General features: G+C 34.8%; 12 protein-coding genes. 9 read left to right on the forward strand and 3 right to left on the reverse strand.

The window, feature by feature from the left end; all coding sequences use genetic code 11:
• Nucleotide 1: 1 nt before the first annotated feature.
• Nucleotides 2-1,525 (reverse strand): glutamate--tRNA ligase, encoded by a 1,524-nt coding sequence (gene gltX, locus BHE19_RS05345; RefSeq protein WP_070906238.1) that lies wholly within the window; start codon nt 1,523-1,525, stop codon nt 2-4.
• A gap of 162 nt (nt 1,526-1,687) precedes the next feature.
• Between gltX and BHE19_RS05350 the strand changes: the two genes are divergently transcribed.
• The 8 genes from BHE19_RS05350 (at nt 1,688) to BHE19_RS05385 (ending at nt 14,289) form a co-directional block, all read left to right on the forward strand.
• Nucleotides 1,688-5,122 (forward strand): hypothetical protein, encoded by a 3,435-nt coding sequence (locus BHE19_RS05350; RefSeq protein WP_070906239.1) that lies wholly within the window; start codon nt 1,688-1,690, stop codon nt 5,120-5,122.
• Nucleotides 5,119-5,538 carry an rRNA maturation RNase YbeY gene (ybeY, locus tag BHE19_RS05355; protein WP_017495758.1) on the forward strand — a complete coding sequence of 140 codons (420 nt, stop codon included), beginning with the start codon at nt 5,119-5,121 and terminating at the stop codon, nt 5,536-5,538. Before BHE19_RS05350 ends, ybeY begins: the two co-directional genes overlap by 4 nt.
• A 398-nt stretch (nt 5,539-5,936) precedes the next feature.
• Complete coding sequence (gene mnmG / locus BHE19_RS05360) at nt 5,937-7,808, forward strand: tRNA uridine-5-carboxymethylaminomethyl(34) synthesis enzyme MnmG (RefSeq protein ID WP_070906240.1); 1,872 nt, start codon at nt 5,937-5,939, stop codon at nt 7,806-7,808.
• Between the two features lie 326 nt (nt 7,809-8,134).
• Nucleotides 8,135-8,983, forward strand: a complete 849-nt coding sequence (locus tag BHE19_RS05365; protein WP_070906241.1) for a class I SAM-dependent methyltransferase — start codon at nt 8,135-8,137, stop codon at nt 8,981-8,983.
• Between the two features lie 624 nt (nt 8,984-9,607).
• Nucleotides 9,608-10,186, forward strand: a complete 579-nt coding sequence (locus BHE19_RS05370; RefSeq protein ID WP_017495761.1) for an OmpH family outer membrane protein — start codon at nt 9,608-9,610, stop codon at nt 10,184-10,186.
• Nucleotides 10,187-10,285: 99 nt separating this feature from the next.
• Complete coding sequence (locus tag BHE19_RS05375; RefSeq protein ID WP_070906242.1) at nt 10,286-12,565, forward strand: helix-turn-helix domain-containing protein; 2,280 nt, start codon at nt 10,286-10,288, stop codon at nt 12,563-12,565.
• A 76-nt stretch (nt 12,566-12,641) separates the two neighbouring features.
• Complete coding sequence (locus tag BHE19_RS05380; RefSeq protein WP_233431357.1) at nt 12,642-13,400, forward strand: hypothetical protein; 759 nt, start codon at nt 12,642-12,644, stop codon at nt 13,398-13,400.
• 127 nt (nt 13,401-13,527) lie between these two features.
• Nucleotides 13,528-14,289, forward strand: coding sequence for a hypothetical protein (locus tag BHE19_RS05385; protein WP_070906243.1), 762 nt, complete (start codon nt 13,528-13,530; stop codon nt 14,287-14,289).
• A 38-nt stretch (nt 14,290-14,327) separates the two neighbouring features.
• On the opposite strand, the gene BHE19_RS05390 is transcribed toward BHE19_RS05385, so the two are convergent.
• Complete coding sequence (locus BHE19_RS05390; protein ID WP_070906244.1) at nt 14,328-15,293, reverse strand: HU domain-containing protein; 966 nt, start codon at nt 15,291-15,293, stop codon at nt 14,328-14,330.
• 238 nt (nt 15,294-15,531) lie between these two features.
• Between BHE19_RS05390 and dprA the strand changes: the two genes are divergently transcribed.
• Nucleotides 15,532-16,632: a DNA-processing protein DprA gene (gene dprA, locus BHE19_RS05395; protein WP_070906245.1), complete on the forward strand. Its 1,101-nt coding sequence runs from the start codon at nt 15,532-15,534 to the stop codon at nt 16,630-16,632.
• A 46-nt stretch (nt 16,633-16,678) separates the two neighbouring features.
• Here dprA and trpS read toward each other — a convergent pair whose 3' ends face one another.
• Nucleotides 16,679-17,653 carry a tryptophan--tRNA ligase gene (trpS, locus tag BHE19_RS05400; RefSeq protein WP_070906246.1) on the reverse strand — a complete coding sequence of 325 codons (975 nt, stop codon included), beginning with the start codon at nt 17,651-17,653 and terminating at the stop codon, nt 16,679-16,681.
• Nucleotides 17,654-17,874: the final 221 nt, after the last annotated feature.

Genomic DNA, 17,874 nt, shown 5'->3' on the forward strand with positions numbered 1-17,874 from the left:
ATTATAAAGTTGAAATTGCTTTTTGAATTCTTGAAATAGTTTCTTCTTTTCCTATGATTTCAACAATGTCAAATAGGTGAGGGCCTTTTAGTGCTCCAACCAAACTAAGCCTGAAGGGCTGCATGACTTTCCCTATACCAATTTCATTTTTAGTCAGCCAGTCTTTTACAATGGTTTCAATATTGGCAGAAGTAAAATCTTCAATATTTTCCAGAACCGAAATTAATTCTTGCATTAAAGCAGGTGTTTCTTCCTTCCAGTTTTTACTTGCTTTTTCATCATAAGACGTTGGTGCCTGGAAAAAGAAATCCGTTAAATCCCAAAATTCTGAAACAAAATTAGCTCTTTCCTTAATCAGTGAAACAATTCTTGTAAGCTTTGCAATGTCTTCCTGAGCGGAGACGAAGGAAGAGAAGCCTTTTTCTTCTAAAATAGGAGAGAAGCTTTTTGCTAAATCGGCATCATTTTGTTGGATAAGATGCTGATGGTTGAACCATTTATTTTTCTCAGGATCAAATTTTGCTCCCGCTTTATGTACTCTGTTCAAATCAAAAGAGGCTACTAATTCTTCTAAAGAGAATATTTCTTTGTCCGTTCCATCATTCCATCCTAACAAAGCCAGGAAGTTTACAACCGCTTCCGGGAAAAATCCTTTTTCTCTGTATCCGGATGAAATGCCTTCTTCCGTTTTCCATTCCAATGGAAACACAGGAAATCCTAATTTGTCACCGTCTCTTTTAGATAATTTTCCATTTCCAATTGGTTTTAAAATTAAAGGTAAATGTGCAAATTCAGGGGCATCCCAGCCAAAAGCTCTGTATAATAAAACGTGAAGAGGCATAGAAGGAAGCCATTCTTCACCACGAATTACATGTGAAGTTTCCATCAAATGATCATCTACAATATTGGCTAAGTGATACGTTGGCATTCCGTCACTTTTGAATAATACTTTATCATCCAATAAATTGGTTTCAAATTTTACATCACCACGAATAATATCTTTTAAATGTAAAGTTTCGTCAACCGGAGTTTTAAAACGAATGACATAATGTTCTCCATTGGCAATTCTTGACGCAGCTTCATCGGTAGAAATTACCAAAGAAGTATCCAACTTTTCACGGTTGTGATGATTGTATATAAACGTTTTTCCTTCAGCTTCGTGTTGCTTTCTGTGTGCATCCAATGCTTCCGGAGTATCAAATGCATAATATGCCCAGCCAGACTGAATCAACTGATCGGCATATTTTTGGTATATTTCTTTACGATCACTCTGTCTGTAGGGACCAAATTTTTCATTTTTTCCAACTGTTTCTTCAGGAGCAATTCCTAACCACTCCAGCGCTTCCATAATATAAGCTTCAGCACCTGGAACAAAACGAGTCTGATCTGTATCTTCAATTCTCAGATAAAAAACACCGTTATGTTTTTTTGCAAATAAATAATTAAATAGGGCAGTACGAACACCGCCAATATGTAATGGTCCAGTTGGACTTGGTGCAAAACGCACACGAACTTGCTTTGACATTTGTTTAAATTTTGATGCAAAGATACGGTTTATGATTTTAGATTTTAGAATGTCGATTTCAGATTTTTGCCTCCTAAAAGCTTAGCGTCTTAGTAACTTAGAATCTTAAAAGGTATTATTAAAATTACTACTTTTATAGGTTATAAATAAAAGAGATTCATTTTGAAAACAACATCTGCCATATATCAAAAATTAGAAGCGTTTATAAAAAAATATTATACGAATGAATTGATAAAAGGAGGACTTCTTTTTATTGGTTTTGGATTATTGTATTTTCTTTTTACACTTTTTATAGAGTATTTTCTATGGTTGAAACCATTTGGAAGAACCGTATTGTTTTGGTTATTTGTTGGAGTAGAAGTTTTTCTTTTGTTTCGATTTATTTTATTTCCCATTTTTAAGTTATTTAAACTCCAAAAGGGAATAGATTACAATCAGGCTTCGGCTATTATTGGGAACCATTTTACGGAAGTAAGTGATAAGTTGACTAACTTTTTGCAATTATCGGCTTCAGGAAATACAGCCGAAAGTTCAGAATTAATGCTGGCTTCAATAGAACAAAAAGCCAATTCATTACAACCGATTCCGTTCGGTAATGCTATTAATTTTAACAACAACAAAAAGTATTTGCCATTAGCAATCGTTCCGGTTTTGCTTTTTGCCGTGTTTTATATTTCAGGAAACAGTACTATTATTTCGCAAAGTTTAAATAGAGTAGTGCACTTTAATGCCACGTTTTTACCTCCGGCACCTTTTAAATTTGTTGTTCTAAATCAGAATTTACAAACCGAACAAAACAAAGATTTTGTTATCAAGATGGAATCTGTTGGTAAGATCGTTCCCGAAAATGTGATGATTCATATTGGGAATGAAAGTTATTTTATGGAATCTTCTCAACCGGGAAAGTTTGAATTCAAAGTAGAAAAACCAGTTGAAAATGTTTCTTTCTCTTTTGAAGGTAATACAGTTTCATCAGAAGAATACGAATTGAAAGTGATCACAGTTCCATCAATTGCGAACTTCGAGATGGTACTTAATTTCCCATCTTACTTAAAAAAGAAAGTAGAAATTATTCAGGGAACAGGTAATGCAATTCTACCTGAAGGAACTTTGGTAACCTGGAAAATGAAAACACAATCTACTCAGGAGATCGTTTGGAAGGGCGAAAATTCAATTTTTAAGTTTAATAGAGACCAAAATGAGTTTAAATTGGCTAAAAGTATCAGTCAAAATACAGAATATCAAATTCTTACCTCGAATAATAAGGTTAAAAACTATGAAAAATTGGATTATCAGCTCTCAGTGATCAAAGATCAGCACCCATCAATCCATGTTGCACCAGCTCCGGATAGTTTGAAGTTAGATAAAAATTATGTTCTGGGCAGGTTAGGCGATGATTATGGTTTGTCTAAATTACAGGTTGTGTATTATGAAAGAAACAAACCCAACACTGCCAAGCGTGGAACAATACCTGTGAAGTCAGGAGTATTTGATCAGTTCGTTTTTAACTTTCCAAGTAATCTGGCAGTGCAGGAGGGAGTATCTTATGAATACTATTTTGAAGTTTTTGATAACGATGCACCACATGGTTTCAAAAGTACAAAGTCTTCTGTGTTTTCTGATCGTGTGGCTACCACTGATGAAATTCATGATCTGGAATTGCAACAGCAGAATGAGAATATTAATAGTTTGGAGAAGTCTTTAAAGAATCAAACGAAACAGTTTTCTGAGATGGACAAGATTCAGAAAGCGGGTAAAGAGAAAGAGAATTTAGAGTTTAAAGATCAGCAAAAAGTAAATGATTTTATCAAGCGTCAGAAACAACAAGACGAATTGATGAAACAGTTTACAGAGAAGATGAATAAAAATCTGGACAAGTTTCAATCGGATAAGAAAGATAAAACAGCTGAAGATTTGCAAAAGAGATTGGACAATGCTGAAAAGGATTTGGAAAAAAACCAGAAGTTAATGGAGGAATTGAAGAATCTAAATGACAAGTTGAATAGCGAAGATCTGTTTGATAAGATGGAAAAATTCAAACAGATTAGTAAAAACCAATCCCGTAATTTAGAACAATTGGTTGAATTGACAAAGCGTTTTTATGTATCCAAGAAAGCAGAACAAGTTGCTGAAAAGTTAAACAAGCTAGCTGAGAAACAAGAGCAGCTTTCAAATAAAGACAAAGAAAATACACAGGACAAACAAGAAGATATTAATAAAGAGTTTGATAAAATTCAGGAAGATTTAAAGAATCTGAAAGAAGAAAACAAAACATTAAAAGCTCCACTTGACATTCCGAATGATGCTTCAAAGGAAAAAGAGGTGAAGAATGATTTGCAGAAAGCTTCAGAAGAATTGAGTAAAAAGAATTCCGCATCAGCCAAACCTAAGCAAAAGAGTGCTGCTAAAAAAATGAAAAGTATGGCAGAACAAATGGATGCCGGTATGGAAGGTGGAGAACAGGAACAAATGGAAGAAGATGTTGCTATGCTTCGTCAGATTCTGGATAATCTTTTAGCCTATTCTTTGTCGCAGGAAGATGTAATGAAACAATTTAGAACAATGAAATTGGGTTCGTCAGCGTATACGAAGAACATTAAAATTCAACAAAATTTGAAACAACAGTTCAGATATGTGGATGACAGTTTGTTTGCTTTATCACTTCGTAACCCTAAAGTCGCCGAAGATGTAACCAAAGAAATTGGAAATGTACAGTACAATATTGATAAAGCTATTGAAAGTTTAAGCGATGTTCAGGTTCCAAAAGGAGTATCGCATCAGCAGTATGCAGTTTCCTCTGCAAATAAGTTGGCAGATTTTCTGAGTGATTTATTAAATAATATGCAGATGTCTATGTCGAAGCCGGGATCTGGAAAACCAAAACCGGGTGATGGACAAGGAATGCAATTACCGGATATTATCCAAAAACAAAAAGGTTTAGGAGATAAGATGAAAGAAGGGATGAAGTCGGGTAGTAAACCGGGAGATAAACCTGGGGATAAATCAGGAGAAAAACCGGGGGATAAACCGGGGGATAAACCGGGGGATAAACCGGGCGAAGGAAAAAATGGTGAAGGCAAAGAAAGTAATGGTAAGGATGGTAAAGGTAAAAACGGTGATGGTAAAACGGGTCAGGGAAATAAGAATGGAGGACAAAGTAATGGGCAGATGAAGGACAATGATGGAGAAGGAGATGCTGAAGCAATCATGGAAATTTACAAAGAGCAAGTAAAATTACGTGAAGCCTTGCAAAAAGAACTTGCTAAAAAAGGATTAGATTCTCAAGGTAAATCTGTAATCGATCAGATGAAAGCTTCTGAAAAACAAATTTTGAATAAAGGTTTTAAGAATGAGAACTTGCAGCGTATTCTTAATATTCAACAAGAATTACTAAAATTAAACAACGCAGTTCAACAACAAGGCCAAGATACGAAGCGTCAATCTGAAACTAATAAGACTGAATTTCCTAACAGAACAAATGCATTGCCGAGTTCATTACTGGAATATTTAAACAGTGTGGAGATATTAAACAGACAATCACTACCTTTGCGCTCGAATTTTAATCAAAAAGTTCAAGAATATTTTAATACAAAATGATCAATTTTAATTACGAAACCGAATTTACTTTAGACAACGAACAAGCTTTTTCTGATTGGTTAAGTGCTGTTATCGTTTCTGAAAACAAAAACGAAGGAGAGATAAATTACATTTTTTGTGATGATGAGTATCTTCATAAGATTAATGTAGAGTATCTAAATCATGATACGTTAACAGATATAATCAGTTTTGATTATACAGTTGGGAACGAACTTAACGGGGATATTTTTGTTTCTGTTGAAAGAGTAGAAGATAATGCTAAAGATTTTAATGTTTCTTTTACTGAAGAATTGAAGAGAGTTTTAGCGCACGGCATATTACATTACTGTGGATATAAAGATAAAAGTGATGCTGAAGCGGAGTTAATGCGATCTAAAGAAGATGAAAAGATTGCTATGTTTCACGTGGAACAGTAGATAAATTACCTTTTTTAAATTTAGTTTTACGTGTTCCACGTGAAACATTAAAGAGTAGAAGAAGGTTATTATATTAAAGTGTTTCACGTGGAACATAAAAATAGACAGTTTATTCTGTGTATGAAAAAATTAAATGTTCCACGTGGAACGATTGATTTTTGGTAAAGAAGGGCTTTAGATTGTTTCACGTGAAACAATAGTCTTTGGAAATTATAGAGGTTCGGTTTAGAAAAAGGTTTAAGAATTGAATGGAGTTTTTAATTTGTATTTTGAACCAGGAAGCTTTAGCCTGAAATTTGAAACTTGAAAAAGAAAAACCACGTTCCACGTGGAACAAAAGAAAAGAAAATTAATTCTGAGAACCGCCTTAAACGGTTTGAAGAGAATAATAAAACAAAATGTTTTTAGAAGAATACGATGTTATTGTAGTTGGTGCTGGTCATGCAGGATCTGAGGCCGCGGCAGCGGCAGCAAATTTGGGATCCAAAACTTTATTGGTTACAATGAGTTTGCAGAACATCGCACAGATGTCTTGTAATCCTGCGATGGGAGGAATTGCAAAAGGACAGATCGTGCGTGAGATTGATGCGTTGGGCGGATACTCAGGAATTGTTTCTGACCGAACGGCTATTCAATTTAAGATGTTGAATAAATCGAAAGGACCGGCAATGTGGTCGCCAAGAGTTCAAAGTGATCGAATGCGTTTTGCTGAAGAATGGAGAATGATGTTGGAGGGAACTCCAAATTTGGATTTCTACCAAGAGATGGTCAAAGGTTTGATTATTGAGGATGGTAAAATAAAGGGAATCAAAACTTCGTTGGGAGTGGAGATTAGATCGAAGTCTGTTGTTTTGACGAACGGAACTTTTTTGAACGGTTTAATTCATATCGGAGAAAAACAGTTTGGTGGAGGGCGAGCAGGTGAAAGTGCAGCAACGGGAATTACTGAAGATTTAGTTCGCGCAGGATTTGAAGCGGGAAGAATGAAAACTGGAACGCCACCACGAGTGGATGGACGTTCTTTGGATTATTCTAAAATGAACGAAGAGAAAGGTGATGCAAAGCCGGATAAGTTTTCTTATTCTGATTTGACTTCACCGTTAACGCATCAGCGTTCTTGTTACATGACGTATACGTCATTGGATGTTCATGATATTTTGAGAGATGGTTTTGATCGTTCGCCAATGTTTAACGGAAGGATCAAAAGTCTTGGTCCAAGATACTGTCCTTCGATAGAAGATAAAATTAATCGTTTTGCAGATAAAGAGCGTCATCAATTATTTGTGGAACCGGAAGGGTGGAATACTTGCGAAGTGTATGTGAATGGATTTTCAACTTCACTTCCGGAGGATATTCAATTTAAAGCATTGCGTTCTGTAGCCGGTTTTGAGAATGTGAAATTTTTTCGTCCTGGTTATGCAATCGAGTATGACTATTTCCCACCGACACAATTGAAACATACTTTGGAAACAAAGTTAGTAGAAGGATTATATTTCGCCGGACAGATTAACGGAACAACCGGATATGAAGAAGCGGCTTCTCAAGGTTTGATGGCGGGAATAAATGCACATTTGAAAGTACATGAAAAAGCGCCGTTGATTTTGAAACGTGATGAAGCTTATATCGGAGTATTGATTGATGACTTGATTACGAAAGGAACAGAAGAACCTTATCGCATGTTTACTTCTAGAGCAGAGTATAGAACTTTGTTGCGTCAGGATAATGCCGATTTTAGATTGACGCCAATGTCACACGAAATTGGTCTTGCTTCTGAAAAGCGTTTGCGTCGAATGGAAAAGAAATTAAATGAATCTGAAAAGATGGTTGCCTTTTTTAGAGAGACCAGTGTTTCTGTTACAGAAACAAATCCTATTTTGGAAGCTAAAGAAACTGCTCCGATTACACAGGGAGATAAAATGTTTAAAGTTTTTTCTCGTCCGCAAATTGATTTAGAGGATATGCTTAAGTTTGAAAAAGTGAAAGCGTATGTGGAAGAAAATAATCTGGATCAGGAAATTTTAGAGCAAGCAGAAATTCAGGTGAAGTATTCCGGTTATATCGAAAAGGAAAGAAATAATGCGGATAAACTAACTCGTTTGGAAGAAGTGAAAATACCGGAGAATTTCGATTACGATAAAATTAAATCAATGTCGATTGAAGCGAAACAAAAGTTAAGCAAGATTCGTCCTGTAACTATTTCTCAGGCTTCGAGAATAAGCGGTGTGTCACCAAGTGATATTTCTGTTTTATTGATTTACATGGGAAGATAAAAAATTAGAGACGTGCCAATAGGTGCGTCTTTATTTGTTTTGATTTTCTTTGTTTTGATTTTCTTTGTTTCAAGTTTCAAGTTTCAGGTTTGGGGTTTGAACTTTATTAAGTTGGATTGTTTGAAGAGAAGGTATCTGAAATAAAAAAATGTTCCACGTGAAACTACTTTGAGAAGACTTGCTAAATTTGAAGAAAATCGTAAAACTATTTAAAAAAATCTGTGAGATGCGTAGTAAAGCATTTCAAATTAATTAATACTTGTTGCATTAGTATATGTGATGTAACAACCGCGTTGCCAAATTCTATTAAAAACCTATAATTAAAAATGAACGTTTTAAACAAAAAACATTTTCTTACTGTAAAAGACCATTCTGTATCTCAAGAAATTTTTGATCTATATTACGATGAAACTTTGGATATGCTGATTACTTCTCCACAACCCGCTTTAGAAAATCTTGGAAAATATTACGAAAGCGAAGATTATATTTCTCATACCGACAATAAAAGATCTTTGTTCGAAAAAGCGTATCACTTTGTAAAAAGTATTGCTTTAAAAAATAAGCTGAATTTGATTAATGGGGAGCAATCTCAAAAAGGTAGAATTTTAGATATTGGTGCCGGAACCGGAGATTTTTTGTTGACAGCAAAAAATGATGGTTGGGAAACTGTTGGAGTGGAACCAAGCGAGAGAGCAAAAAATATTGCGATAGAAAAAGGAATTTCTTTTGTAAATGGAATTGATGCTCTTGAAAATAATTCTTTTGATGTAATTACCATGTGGCACGTTTTAGAACATGTGCCAAATTTAGAATTGCAAATTCAGGAATTAAAACGTTTATTGAAACCAACTGGAACTTTAATTGTTGCGGTTCCAAATTTCAAATCGTTTGATGCAAAATATTACAATGAATTTTGGGCAGCTTACGATGTGCCAATTCACTTTTGGCATTTCTCAAAAAAAGCCATTCAGTCTCTTTTTGGAAAAGTAGATATGAAATTAGAAAAAGTGCTTCCGATGAAATTCGATTCATTTTATGTTAGTCTTTTATCTGAAAAATACAAAACGGGAAAAATGAATTTCATTAAGGCCTTTTTTATTGGTTTGCGATCCAATTTAAAAGCATCGGGAACAAAAGAGTATTCATCGCACATTTATGTCTTAAAAAACAGCTAAAACGCAAAATAAGCGCATTTAAGGCGCTTTCTTAGGGAATGCGAGGGTTTGTGCTGTCTTTTTTAAGAAATCGCTTTAAATAAAAGCTATTAAAGCCACTTTTAATAGTGATCTTTTATGGTAAAATCCCAGTCCATAAATAAAATTAATGCAGTAAAAATGGAGCATTTTTCTGGAAATTTTGTTGTTTCTTTTTAGAAATTCGAGGTTTTAGAAAAGTGCTTCATTTTTTTGCTAAGTTTTGTTTTGTGAATGCAAAAATTGAAAAATAATTTTTTTTGACTGGATTAATTTTATGGTTTTGCGATCAGATGAAGCGCAACGGTAAAAAAGAACAATTCTTAACGGATTTACGCTTTAAATTACCCTAAAACTTAAAATAAGCTTGTTTAAGGAGTCTTCTAATGAAAGGCGAGTATTTGTGTTGTTATTTTTGAGAAAACGTCTTAAAAAAAGGCTGTGAAAGTCATTTTTAATAATGATATTTTATGGTAAAAATCTCCTCAATAAATAAAAGTAATATCATAAAATTATAGCATTTTTTAAACTTTAGTTTGATGCTATTTATTTTTTTATATTTTTGTCTTCATTCAATACAATAAAAAAAAATAGAGATTTAAAAAAATGAAAAAAGCATTAGTAATTATCGCACTTTCAATTTTCGCTGTTTCATGTAGTGACAAAACTGCGGAAGTTAAGGAAGTAAAAACAGCTTACGTAGATACTTCAGTTTTAATGAAAGAATACACTGAAGCAAAAGACCTTGAAGCTAAATACAAAGCTCAGGCAGAAGAAAAAGGAAGACAACTACAAGCTGAGATTACACGTTTTAAACAAGACGCTGCTAATTTTCAAAGTCAGGCACAAGCAAACGGTCAGGCGTGGGCACAACAAAGAGGTGCTGAATTACAAAAAAGAGAACAACAATTGGGTTATGCACAACAAGCTTTGTCTCAACAATTACAACAGGAAAGCGGTGTTGAAATGGATTCTTTGGTAAGTGGAGTGAAGAAATTCATCAAAGAATACGGTAAGAAAAACGGTTATTCTTATATCTATGGTACTGGAGATGCTGCTTCAATTTTGTATGCTGAAGAGAAATTCGATATCACAAAAGATATCGTTAAAGCTCTGAATGACAAATATAAAGCGACTCCAAAAACAGAAGAAAAACCAGCTGTAAAAGAGGAAGCTAAAAAATAATACCAGACTAACTAACTAAATTTAAAAACCTAAATCTGTCAAGATTTAGGTTTTTTCTTTTATAAAAATACGATACTTTTAGCTCTCAATTTACGCCTAATGCAAAACGTTTCAGAAGCAGCAGCTTATACTTTACAATTCATCAATCAAACGCAAAAATCTATTTTCCTGACCGGTAAAGCTGGGACCGGGAAGACTACACTTTTGCGTGAAATTATTGCCACTACGCATAAAAACACTGTGGTTGTGGCTCCAACCGGAATTGCGGCGCTGAATGCCGGAGGTGTTACAATTCACTCGATGTTTCAGTTACCATTTTCAGCCTTTATTCCATCATACGAAGAGGCTTCCCAGTTTACTGAAACAGTGAAGTTTGAGAATAAGGAAACTTTACGTCGACACTTTAAAATGAATAATGTGAAGCGTAACGTAATCCGGAATATGGAGCTTTTGATTATCGATGAAGTCAGTATGTTACGCGCTGATCTGTTGGATGCAATTGATTTTATGATGCAGACGGTACGTAAAAATACCCGTGCTTTTGGAGGTGTTCAGGTACTTTTTATTGGCGATTTGTTACAGCTTCCGCCAGTTATCAGAGATGAAGAATGGCGAACTTTACGCAATTATTACAAAGGAAAATTCTTTTTTCATTCGCATGTAATTCAGCAATATCCGCCGTTATATATTGAATTATCAAAGATTTACAGACAAAGTGATGATACTTTTATTTCGGTTTTGAATAATCTTCGTAACAATCAGATTACGCCTCAGGATATTCAGGTTTTAAATGAATATGTGAAACCTGATTTTGACTTAAAAAATAATCCCGGATATATTACACTTACCACGCATAATGCCAAGGCCGATTCGATTAACGAGCAGGCAATTGGCGATTTAGCCGGAAATGAATTCGCTTATCAGCCGTTTATTGTGGGGGATTTTCCGGAGAAAATTTTTCCGGTTGAGGAAAATTTGAAACTTAAAGTGGGTGCTCAGGTTATGTTTGTCAAAAATGATTTGTCTTTTGAAAAGCGTTATTTCAACGGAAAAATGGGCGTTGTAAAGTCACTTTCGGCCGAAGAAATATTCATACATTTTCCTGAGGAGGATAAAACCATTGAAGTTGAAAAATACGAATGGAAAAATATCCGATACAAAGTAAACGATCTCACCAAAGAAGTTGAAGAAGAAGTTTTGGGCACATTTGCACATTATCCACTTAAGCTGGCATGGGCAATTACGGTGCATAAAAGTCAGGGTTTAACTTTTGAGAAAGCTGCGCTTGATGTATCGCAAGTTTTTTTACCCGGACAAGCCTATGTAGCATTATCGCGTTTAACGTCCTTAAATGGGCTTATTTTGTTGTCTCCGCTGCAAATGAATGGTATTTCGAACGATCAGGATGTGATGGATTATGCTTTGAACAAAGCAACAGAAGAAGTTTTAAAACATTCTTTGCATTTTGAAACTAAAAATTTTATTCATAACTATTTGATTAACAGTTTTAATTGGGCTGATTTGGCTCAGGAGTGGCGCAATCACCGTTTTAGTTATAACGAAAATGCAGTTGCTTCTGAAAAATCAAAACATTCTGCGTGGGCACATAAGCGTTTAGAAATAATAGATTCGTTAGCAGATCCTGCACAAAAATTCGTTAATCAGCTTAACAAAATTTTCAATAAAGAAACTGTCGATCTCTTTTTTGTACAGGAAAGGGTAGTGGCAGCTTATGATTATTTTTTTAAACCAATGGACAAACTGGTTACGGATCTTTTGAATAAAATGGCCGAAATTCAGAAATTTAAAAAAGTAAAAGAGTTCTACGAAGAGCTCGCTTTTTTGGATGATTTGCAAACAAAAGCTGTTTTGCGCTTAATGAAGGCCAAATTACTCATCGAAATTGTCGTGGCAGGTGAAACCATCTGTAAAGAGAAATTGTCGTCTACAGCGATTAAAAACTACAAATTTGACAAGGTTGCAAAGATCCGGGAGGAATTTAATATGTCGAACACTGATATTTTTAAATCTGAAGAACCTACAGTTCGTTATACGGCACGTAAATTAGATAAAAGCACACCAAAGGCCGAAAAGAAAACAACCATCGAAGAAACCCATGATTTATGGATGGAGAAAAATTCGATTCAGGATATTGCCCGAATTCGTAAACTTACAGTGCAAACAGTTGAAATGCATTTGGTTAAACTAATTCAGGCTAAAAAAGTCGAGATATCAGATGTTTTACCGTATGATAAAATCCTGGCCTTGCGTGAAGCTTTCGAGTTTTATAGTGAAGAATCTTTAAGTCCGCTAAAAGAAAAGTATGGTGATGAGTTTACGTGGGATGAGTTGAAGATGTTTAAAGCAAGCATTAACTGATTGTTAGATTGTGGAATTTGAAGGTTCTGATGAAATGTTGGAATCTACTATAAAAACATTATGTAAAATAGGAATTATGAAAAAGTTACTGTACGTTCTCTTCATTGGCATTATGGCTCAAAATACATCAGGTCAGGACTTGAGACCCGAATATCAGAAGTTTGTTAAAAAATTTATTGATAATGTAAAAAATGATAGGAAAGAGGCTGTAGCCGAGGCTATTAAATACCCTTTAAGAAGAGATAATCCAATTCCGTCTATCAAGAATAAAGCAGAGCTTGTAAAAAGATATGCTGAAATTTTTGATGCTAAACTGAAAGCCGAAATTTCACAATCGGATGCGGCAAAAAATTGGTCAGAAGTGGGCTGGCGTGGCATAATGCTAAATCAGGGTACTTTGTGGATGGATACTGACGGAAAAGTTTTCTCTATTATTTATCAGTCAAAAGTGGAGAATGATCTCAAAAACAAATTGATAGCTTCTGAAAAAAGTAAACTTCACCAGTCAATTGCTAAGTTTAAAGAGCCACAAATTATCATAGAAACATCTAAATTCAGAGTTCGAATTGATGACTTAGGAAATGATAATTACAGATATGCTTCATGGTCGATAAAACAATCGATGAGCGAAAAACCGGATTTAATCATTACCAACGGAAAATGGTTTCACGATGGAACAGGAGGTAATAACCATTACGATTTTAAAAAAGGAAATTACTTGTACCAGTGTTATATTACGGTTTTAGGTACAAAAGATTCAGCACCAGCTAATTTAACCATTTATCAAAACGGAAAAGAAATCCTTAATCAGGATGCTAAAATTGTTCCACGTTAAACATAATCCTATTCGAAAGAATGGGATTTTTTGTTTTATTACCCAATTTCAATTCGATTACAACTATCATAAATTTGCTATATTTGATTATAATTGTCGGATTAATAATTAATTAAAAATATTTGAGATGAAAAGAAGCAATTTATTTTTAGTAGTATTATTTTTTTGCAGCGGTTTTATGGTTGCCCAAGATTCAGACATCGATTATCATAAACTGGTTAAAAAGTTCATTGAAAATGTCAAAAATGATAAGAAAGAAGCTATTGCTGATGCGGTGGTTTATCCGTTAGAGCGAGTATATCCTATACCCGATATTGCGAATAAAGCAGATTTTATAAAACGATATTCTGAAATTTTTGATGTTACGTTAAAAAACGAAATTTTAAAATCGACGCCGGCAAATGGCTGGAATGATATGGGTTTACGCGGAATTATGCTAATTCACGGTAAGATTTGGCTTGATACCGAAGGCCGTTTAACGGCGGTGAATTATCAATCGAAAGCCGAAATAGAACTTAAAAACAAACTAATTGCGTCGCAAAAGAAAAACCTGGATTCTAGTATTGCTTTTTTTCAGGACCCAATTTGTATTCTGGAGACTTCTAAATTTAAAATTAGGATCGATCATTTAGGTTTTAATAACTATCGATATGCTTCATGGTCCATTCAAAAGGAAATGACGGAAAAGCCTGATTTAGTGATTAATGGCGGAGTTTTAGTCGTTGAAGGTATTGGCGGTAATCACCAGTATGAATTTAAAAAGGATGGAAATGTTTATGAATGTGCCATTATCGTTTTGGGCGAAAAGAATTCTCCTCCGGCAAGACTGAAAATATATAAAGGGAAGAAAGTAATTCTTTCGCAGGATGCAGAAATAATAGCGAACTAAAAAAAAGCCCATTCAGAGGAACGGGCTTTTTTTTAGTTTTATAAAGGCTGTATGAGAATCCAGGCATCCGGATTTTCTCCTTTTTGTATTTCTTTTTGTGCTTTTTCGGCTTCAGCCATTGTGGCATAGCTACCGTAAAGAACCGGGAATAATCCGTGTTTATTTTCGCCCAGCATTCTGGCTTCGTAACCATCTTTTACTAATTGATTATAAGCTTTTCTGGCATTTTTTTCACTTCTGTATGCACCGGCCATAATGTGGTAAGGCATTGTTTTTTCAGAAGCTGTTTCTACATTTGTTGTATCGACTGAGAGTGTTACAGCAGGCATAGGATTTTGGATAAAGAAAGTTGCTTCCTGAATCTTGTTTTCTACTTTTTTCTGTACACTGCTTTCTACAACAAGTGTTTTGGCGGCGATTTGATTTTGATATAAAGGATATCCGATACTTCCCGTTATTCCAAGTCCTAAGACTAGTATTGCAGCATATTTCAAAAGTGGATTTGTTGTTCTTCCTTCTTCATTTTCGTATAGTGAAATTGCATCTCCTTCCGAAATTTCCTCGATTTTTCGCTCGGAATTCTCTTTTTTAACGAGCGGAGAAACAAATGGACTTAGTCCAAAAGAACTTGTTAGGAAATTGGTCTGATCATTAGGGGTGAATACCATTTTCTGATCAGCATTATATCGAATTTCACCAATATTTTTAAGTGTTACAACACCATTTTCTTCTAGTGTTTTTTTCCAGCTCACGACTTCAAAAGCAATGGCGCTAACTGCAAAACCATAAGAAGTTTTTTCAGCCTGTGCGATATGATTTGCTAACAATCCATCATTATTTTTTAGATAACCGTTGAAAGAGATCATTTTTGTCGGTGGAAAGAAAGAATTTGTGCTTTCATTCAGCTTTGCCGATTGAATTTCTGTTAAAAATGCTCCAAACCCTGGAACCGTTACACACTGATAACGATACAGTAACTGTGCTATGTAATTTTCGATTTTCATAGTAACAAAGTTACAACTACAGAATACTTATCAAAATGTTATTCACAATTTTTATTAACAATTGCTTTATTTTTATAGACAATTCTTTTTCAAATAGTTAATAGGTGGTTTTTAAGGCGTGTATGTTTTGAAACCATATTTATATTAAAATTTAACAGGATTAGACTTTCTTTTTGTGATATTTGTGCTTCAAATTTTAAGTTTTAGTTTTTCTTATTTTACATAATATTTTACACGGATGCCAGATCAGGATTTATTCTATTTATTAGCCTTATTAAAAGTCGATGGAGTTGGAGATATAATGGCTAAAAAGCTGCTTAATTATTTTGGCAGTGCAGAAGCTGTTTTTAAAAGTAAGGGGAGTCAAATTACTGCTATTGATGGTGTTGGATCGGTTTTATTACGGAGTTTTAAGGATAAATCGGTTTTCGAAAAAGCGAATCAGGAAATGGAATTTTTGAAATCTAGTGGGGTTAAAGTGTCTTTTTTTAAAGAGGATGACTATCCGGAACATTTAAAACATTGTATTGATTCTCCTGTTCTGATTTTTAGCTCTGGAAACATAAATTTAGGAAATAAACGGATAATCAGTATTGTGGGAACGCGCCAGATTACTTCTTATGGAACAGAGTTTTGCCGAAATTTAATTGAAGAACTTGCGCCACTCGATCCGGTAATCGTTAGCGGTTTTGCCTATGGTGTGGATATTGTAGCACATCAGCGGGCGATGGATTTTAACCTGCAAACTATTGGAGTTCTGGCACATGGTCTCAATCAGATTTATCCAAAATCGCATAAGAAGTTTATTGTTCCAATGGAAGAAAATGGTGGTTTTATAACTGAGTTTTGGAGTACATCAAATCCCGATAAAGAAAATTTTGTACGTAGAAATCGTATTGTAGCGGGTATGACAGAGGCAACTATTGTAATAGAATCTGCTGAAAAGGGTGGTTCGTTGATTACCGCAAATCTTTCCAATGATTACAATCGCGATGTTTTTGCTGTTCCCGGACGTGTGACAGATAAATACAGTCAGGGGTGTAATAATCTAATTAAAACACAACGTGCCAATGTGTTAACGAGTGCAGCTGATTTGGTATATATGCTGAATTGGAATGTGGAAACAAAGGCAAAACCGGTTCAAAAACAGCTCTTTATTCAGTTGGAAACAGAGGAGCAAAAGGTGTATGATTTTCTGCTAAAAAACGGTAAAGAATTGCTTGATATTATTGCGCTGCAGTGTGATTTTCCTATTTATAAAATTTCGGGAATTCTCTTAAACATGGAACTTAAAGGAGTCATTCGGCCATTACCCGGAAAGTTGTTTGAGGCCGTTTAATTTGAATTAAACCTGACGGGTTTTTAAAACCCGTCGGTTTAGATGTTTATTTACTAAATCCAAGAACTTCTCTTACTTTGGCTAAAACACCATCAGCAATTACGGAAGCTTTTGATGCTCCTTTTTTCAGTAAAGCATCTACTTCTTCAAGGTTGTTCATGTAGTACGTATATCGTTCTCTTTCGGTTTTAAACTTTTCTATAATCAGTTCAAACAAAGCCTGTTTGGCGTGACCGTATCCATAGTTTCCTCCTAAATAGTTGGCTCTCATTTCGGCGATTTGCGCTTCGGTTGCCAGCAAGGAATAAATGGCAAAAGCATTACAAGTGTCCGGGTTTTTAGGTTCTTCCAGTGGCGTACTATCGGTTTCAATACTCATTACCTGCTTGCGAATTGTTTTATCGTCACGGAAAATATTGATCAGATTGTTAGCTGATTTACTCATTTTTCCACCGTTTGTTCCGGGAATCAGTTTGCCGTCTTCCTGAATTTTAGCTTCCGGAATTACAAAGGTTTCTCCCATTTGGTGGTTGAAACGCGAAGCGACATCACGAGTGATTTCTAAATGCTGCAATTGATCTTTACCAACGGGAACAAATTCAGCATCATACAATAAAATATCGGCGGCCATTAACATCGGATACGTAAAAAGTCCGGCGTTAACGTCGTCTAAACGATCGGCTTTATCTTTAAACGAATGTGCCAAAGTCAAACGTTGAAAAGGAAAAAAGCAACTCAAATACCAGGTTAATTCTGTCGTTTGTACCACATCAGATTGTCTGTAAAAGGTTACTTTATCAGGATTTAGACCACAGGCTAGCCAGGCGGCGGCAGTGCTGTAGGTGTTTTCTCTAAGAGTTTTACCGTCTTTAATTTGTGTAATCGAATGTAAATCAGCAATAAATAAAAAAGATTCATTTGCCGGATTGTTTGATAATTCGATTGCAGGAATAATTGCTCCCAATAAATTGCCTAAGTGTGGCGTTCCAGTACTCTGAACACCGGTAAGTATTTTTGCCATTCTCGTTTTTTCTTATTACTAAATGCAAAGTTCGTTTTTTTAGAGCAAAATGTGTAATTTTTTTTAGTTACTAATTATTTTAACCACAGAGAACACAAAGTTTTTCACAGAGTTTGCAAAGGATTTAACTTTATTGAACGTTAAATTTTTTGAAGTTCACAAAGGGAATGGGGATGTACTAATCGTTAATAACCCTTCGTATACCATTTTTTAGAAGAATT

The organism is Flavobacterium tructae, from assembly GCF_001853485.1.
In the GTDB taxonomy this organism is placed as follows: Bacteria; Bacteroidota; Bacteroidia; order Flavobacteriales; family Flavobacteriaceae; genus Flavobacterium; species Flavobacterium tructae.

Coding starts and splice junctions, on each gene's coding strand:
- ybeY (WP_017495758.1), top strand. CDS start 5,119: ATGATCAATTTTAATTACGAAACCGAATTTACTTTAGACAACGAACAA.
- gltX (WP_070906238.1), bottom strand. CDS start 1,525: ATGTCAAAGCAAGTTCGTGTGCGTTTTGCACCAAGTCCAACTGGACCA.
- mnmG (WP_070906240.1), top strand. CDS start 5,937: ATGTTTTTAGAAGAATACGATGTTATTGTAGTTGGTGCTGGTCATGCA.
- BHE19_RS05390 (WP_070906244.1), bottom strand. CDS start 15,293: ATGAAAATCGAAAATTACATAGCACAGTTACTGTATCGTTATCAGTGT.
- BHE19_RS05385 (WP_070906243.1), top strand. CDS start 13,528: ATGAAAAGAAGCAATTTATTTTTAGTAGTATTATTTTTTTGCAGCGGT.
- BHE19_RS05365 (WP_070906241.1), top strand. CDS start 8,135: ATGAACGTTTTAAACAAAAAACATTTTCTTACTGTAAAAGACCATTCT.
- BHE19_RS05380 (WP_233431357.1), top strand. CDS start 12,642: ATGAAAAAGTTACTGTACGTTCTCTTCATTGGCATTATGGCTCAAAAT.
- dprA (WP_070906245.1), top strand. CDS start 15,532: ATGCCAGATCAGGATTTATTCTATTTATTAGCCTTATTAAAAGTCGAT.
- BHE19_RS05375 (WP_070906242.1), top strand. CDS start 10,286: ATGCAAAACGTTTCAGAAGCAGCAGCTTATACTTTACAATTCATCAAT.
- trpS (WP_070906246.1), bottom strand. CDS start 17,653: ATGGCAAAAATACTTACCGGTGTTCAGAGTACTGGAACGCCACACTTA.
- BHE19_RS05370 (WP_017495761.1), top strand. CDS start 9,608: ATGAAAAAAGCATTAGTAATTATCGCACTTTCAATTTTCGCTGTTTCA.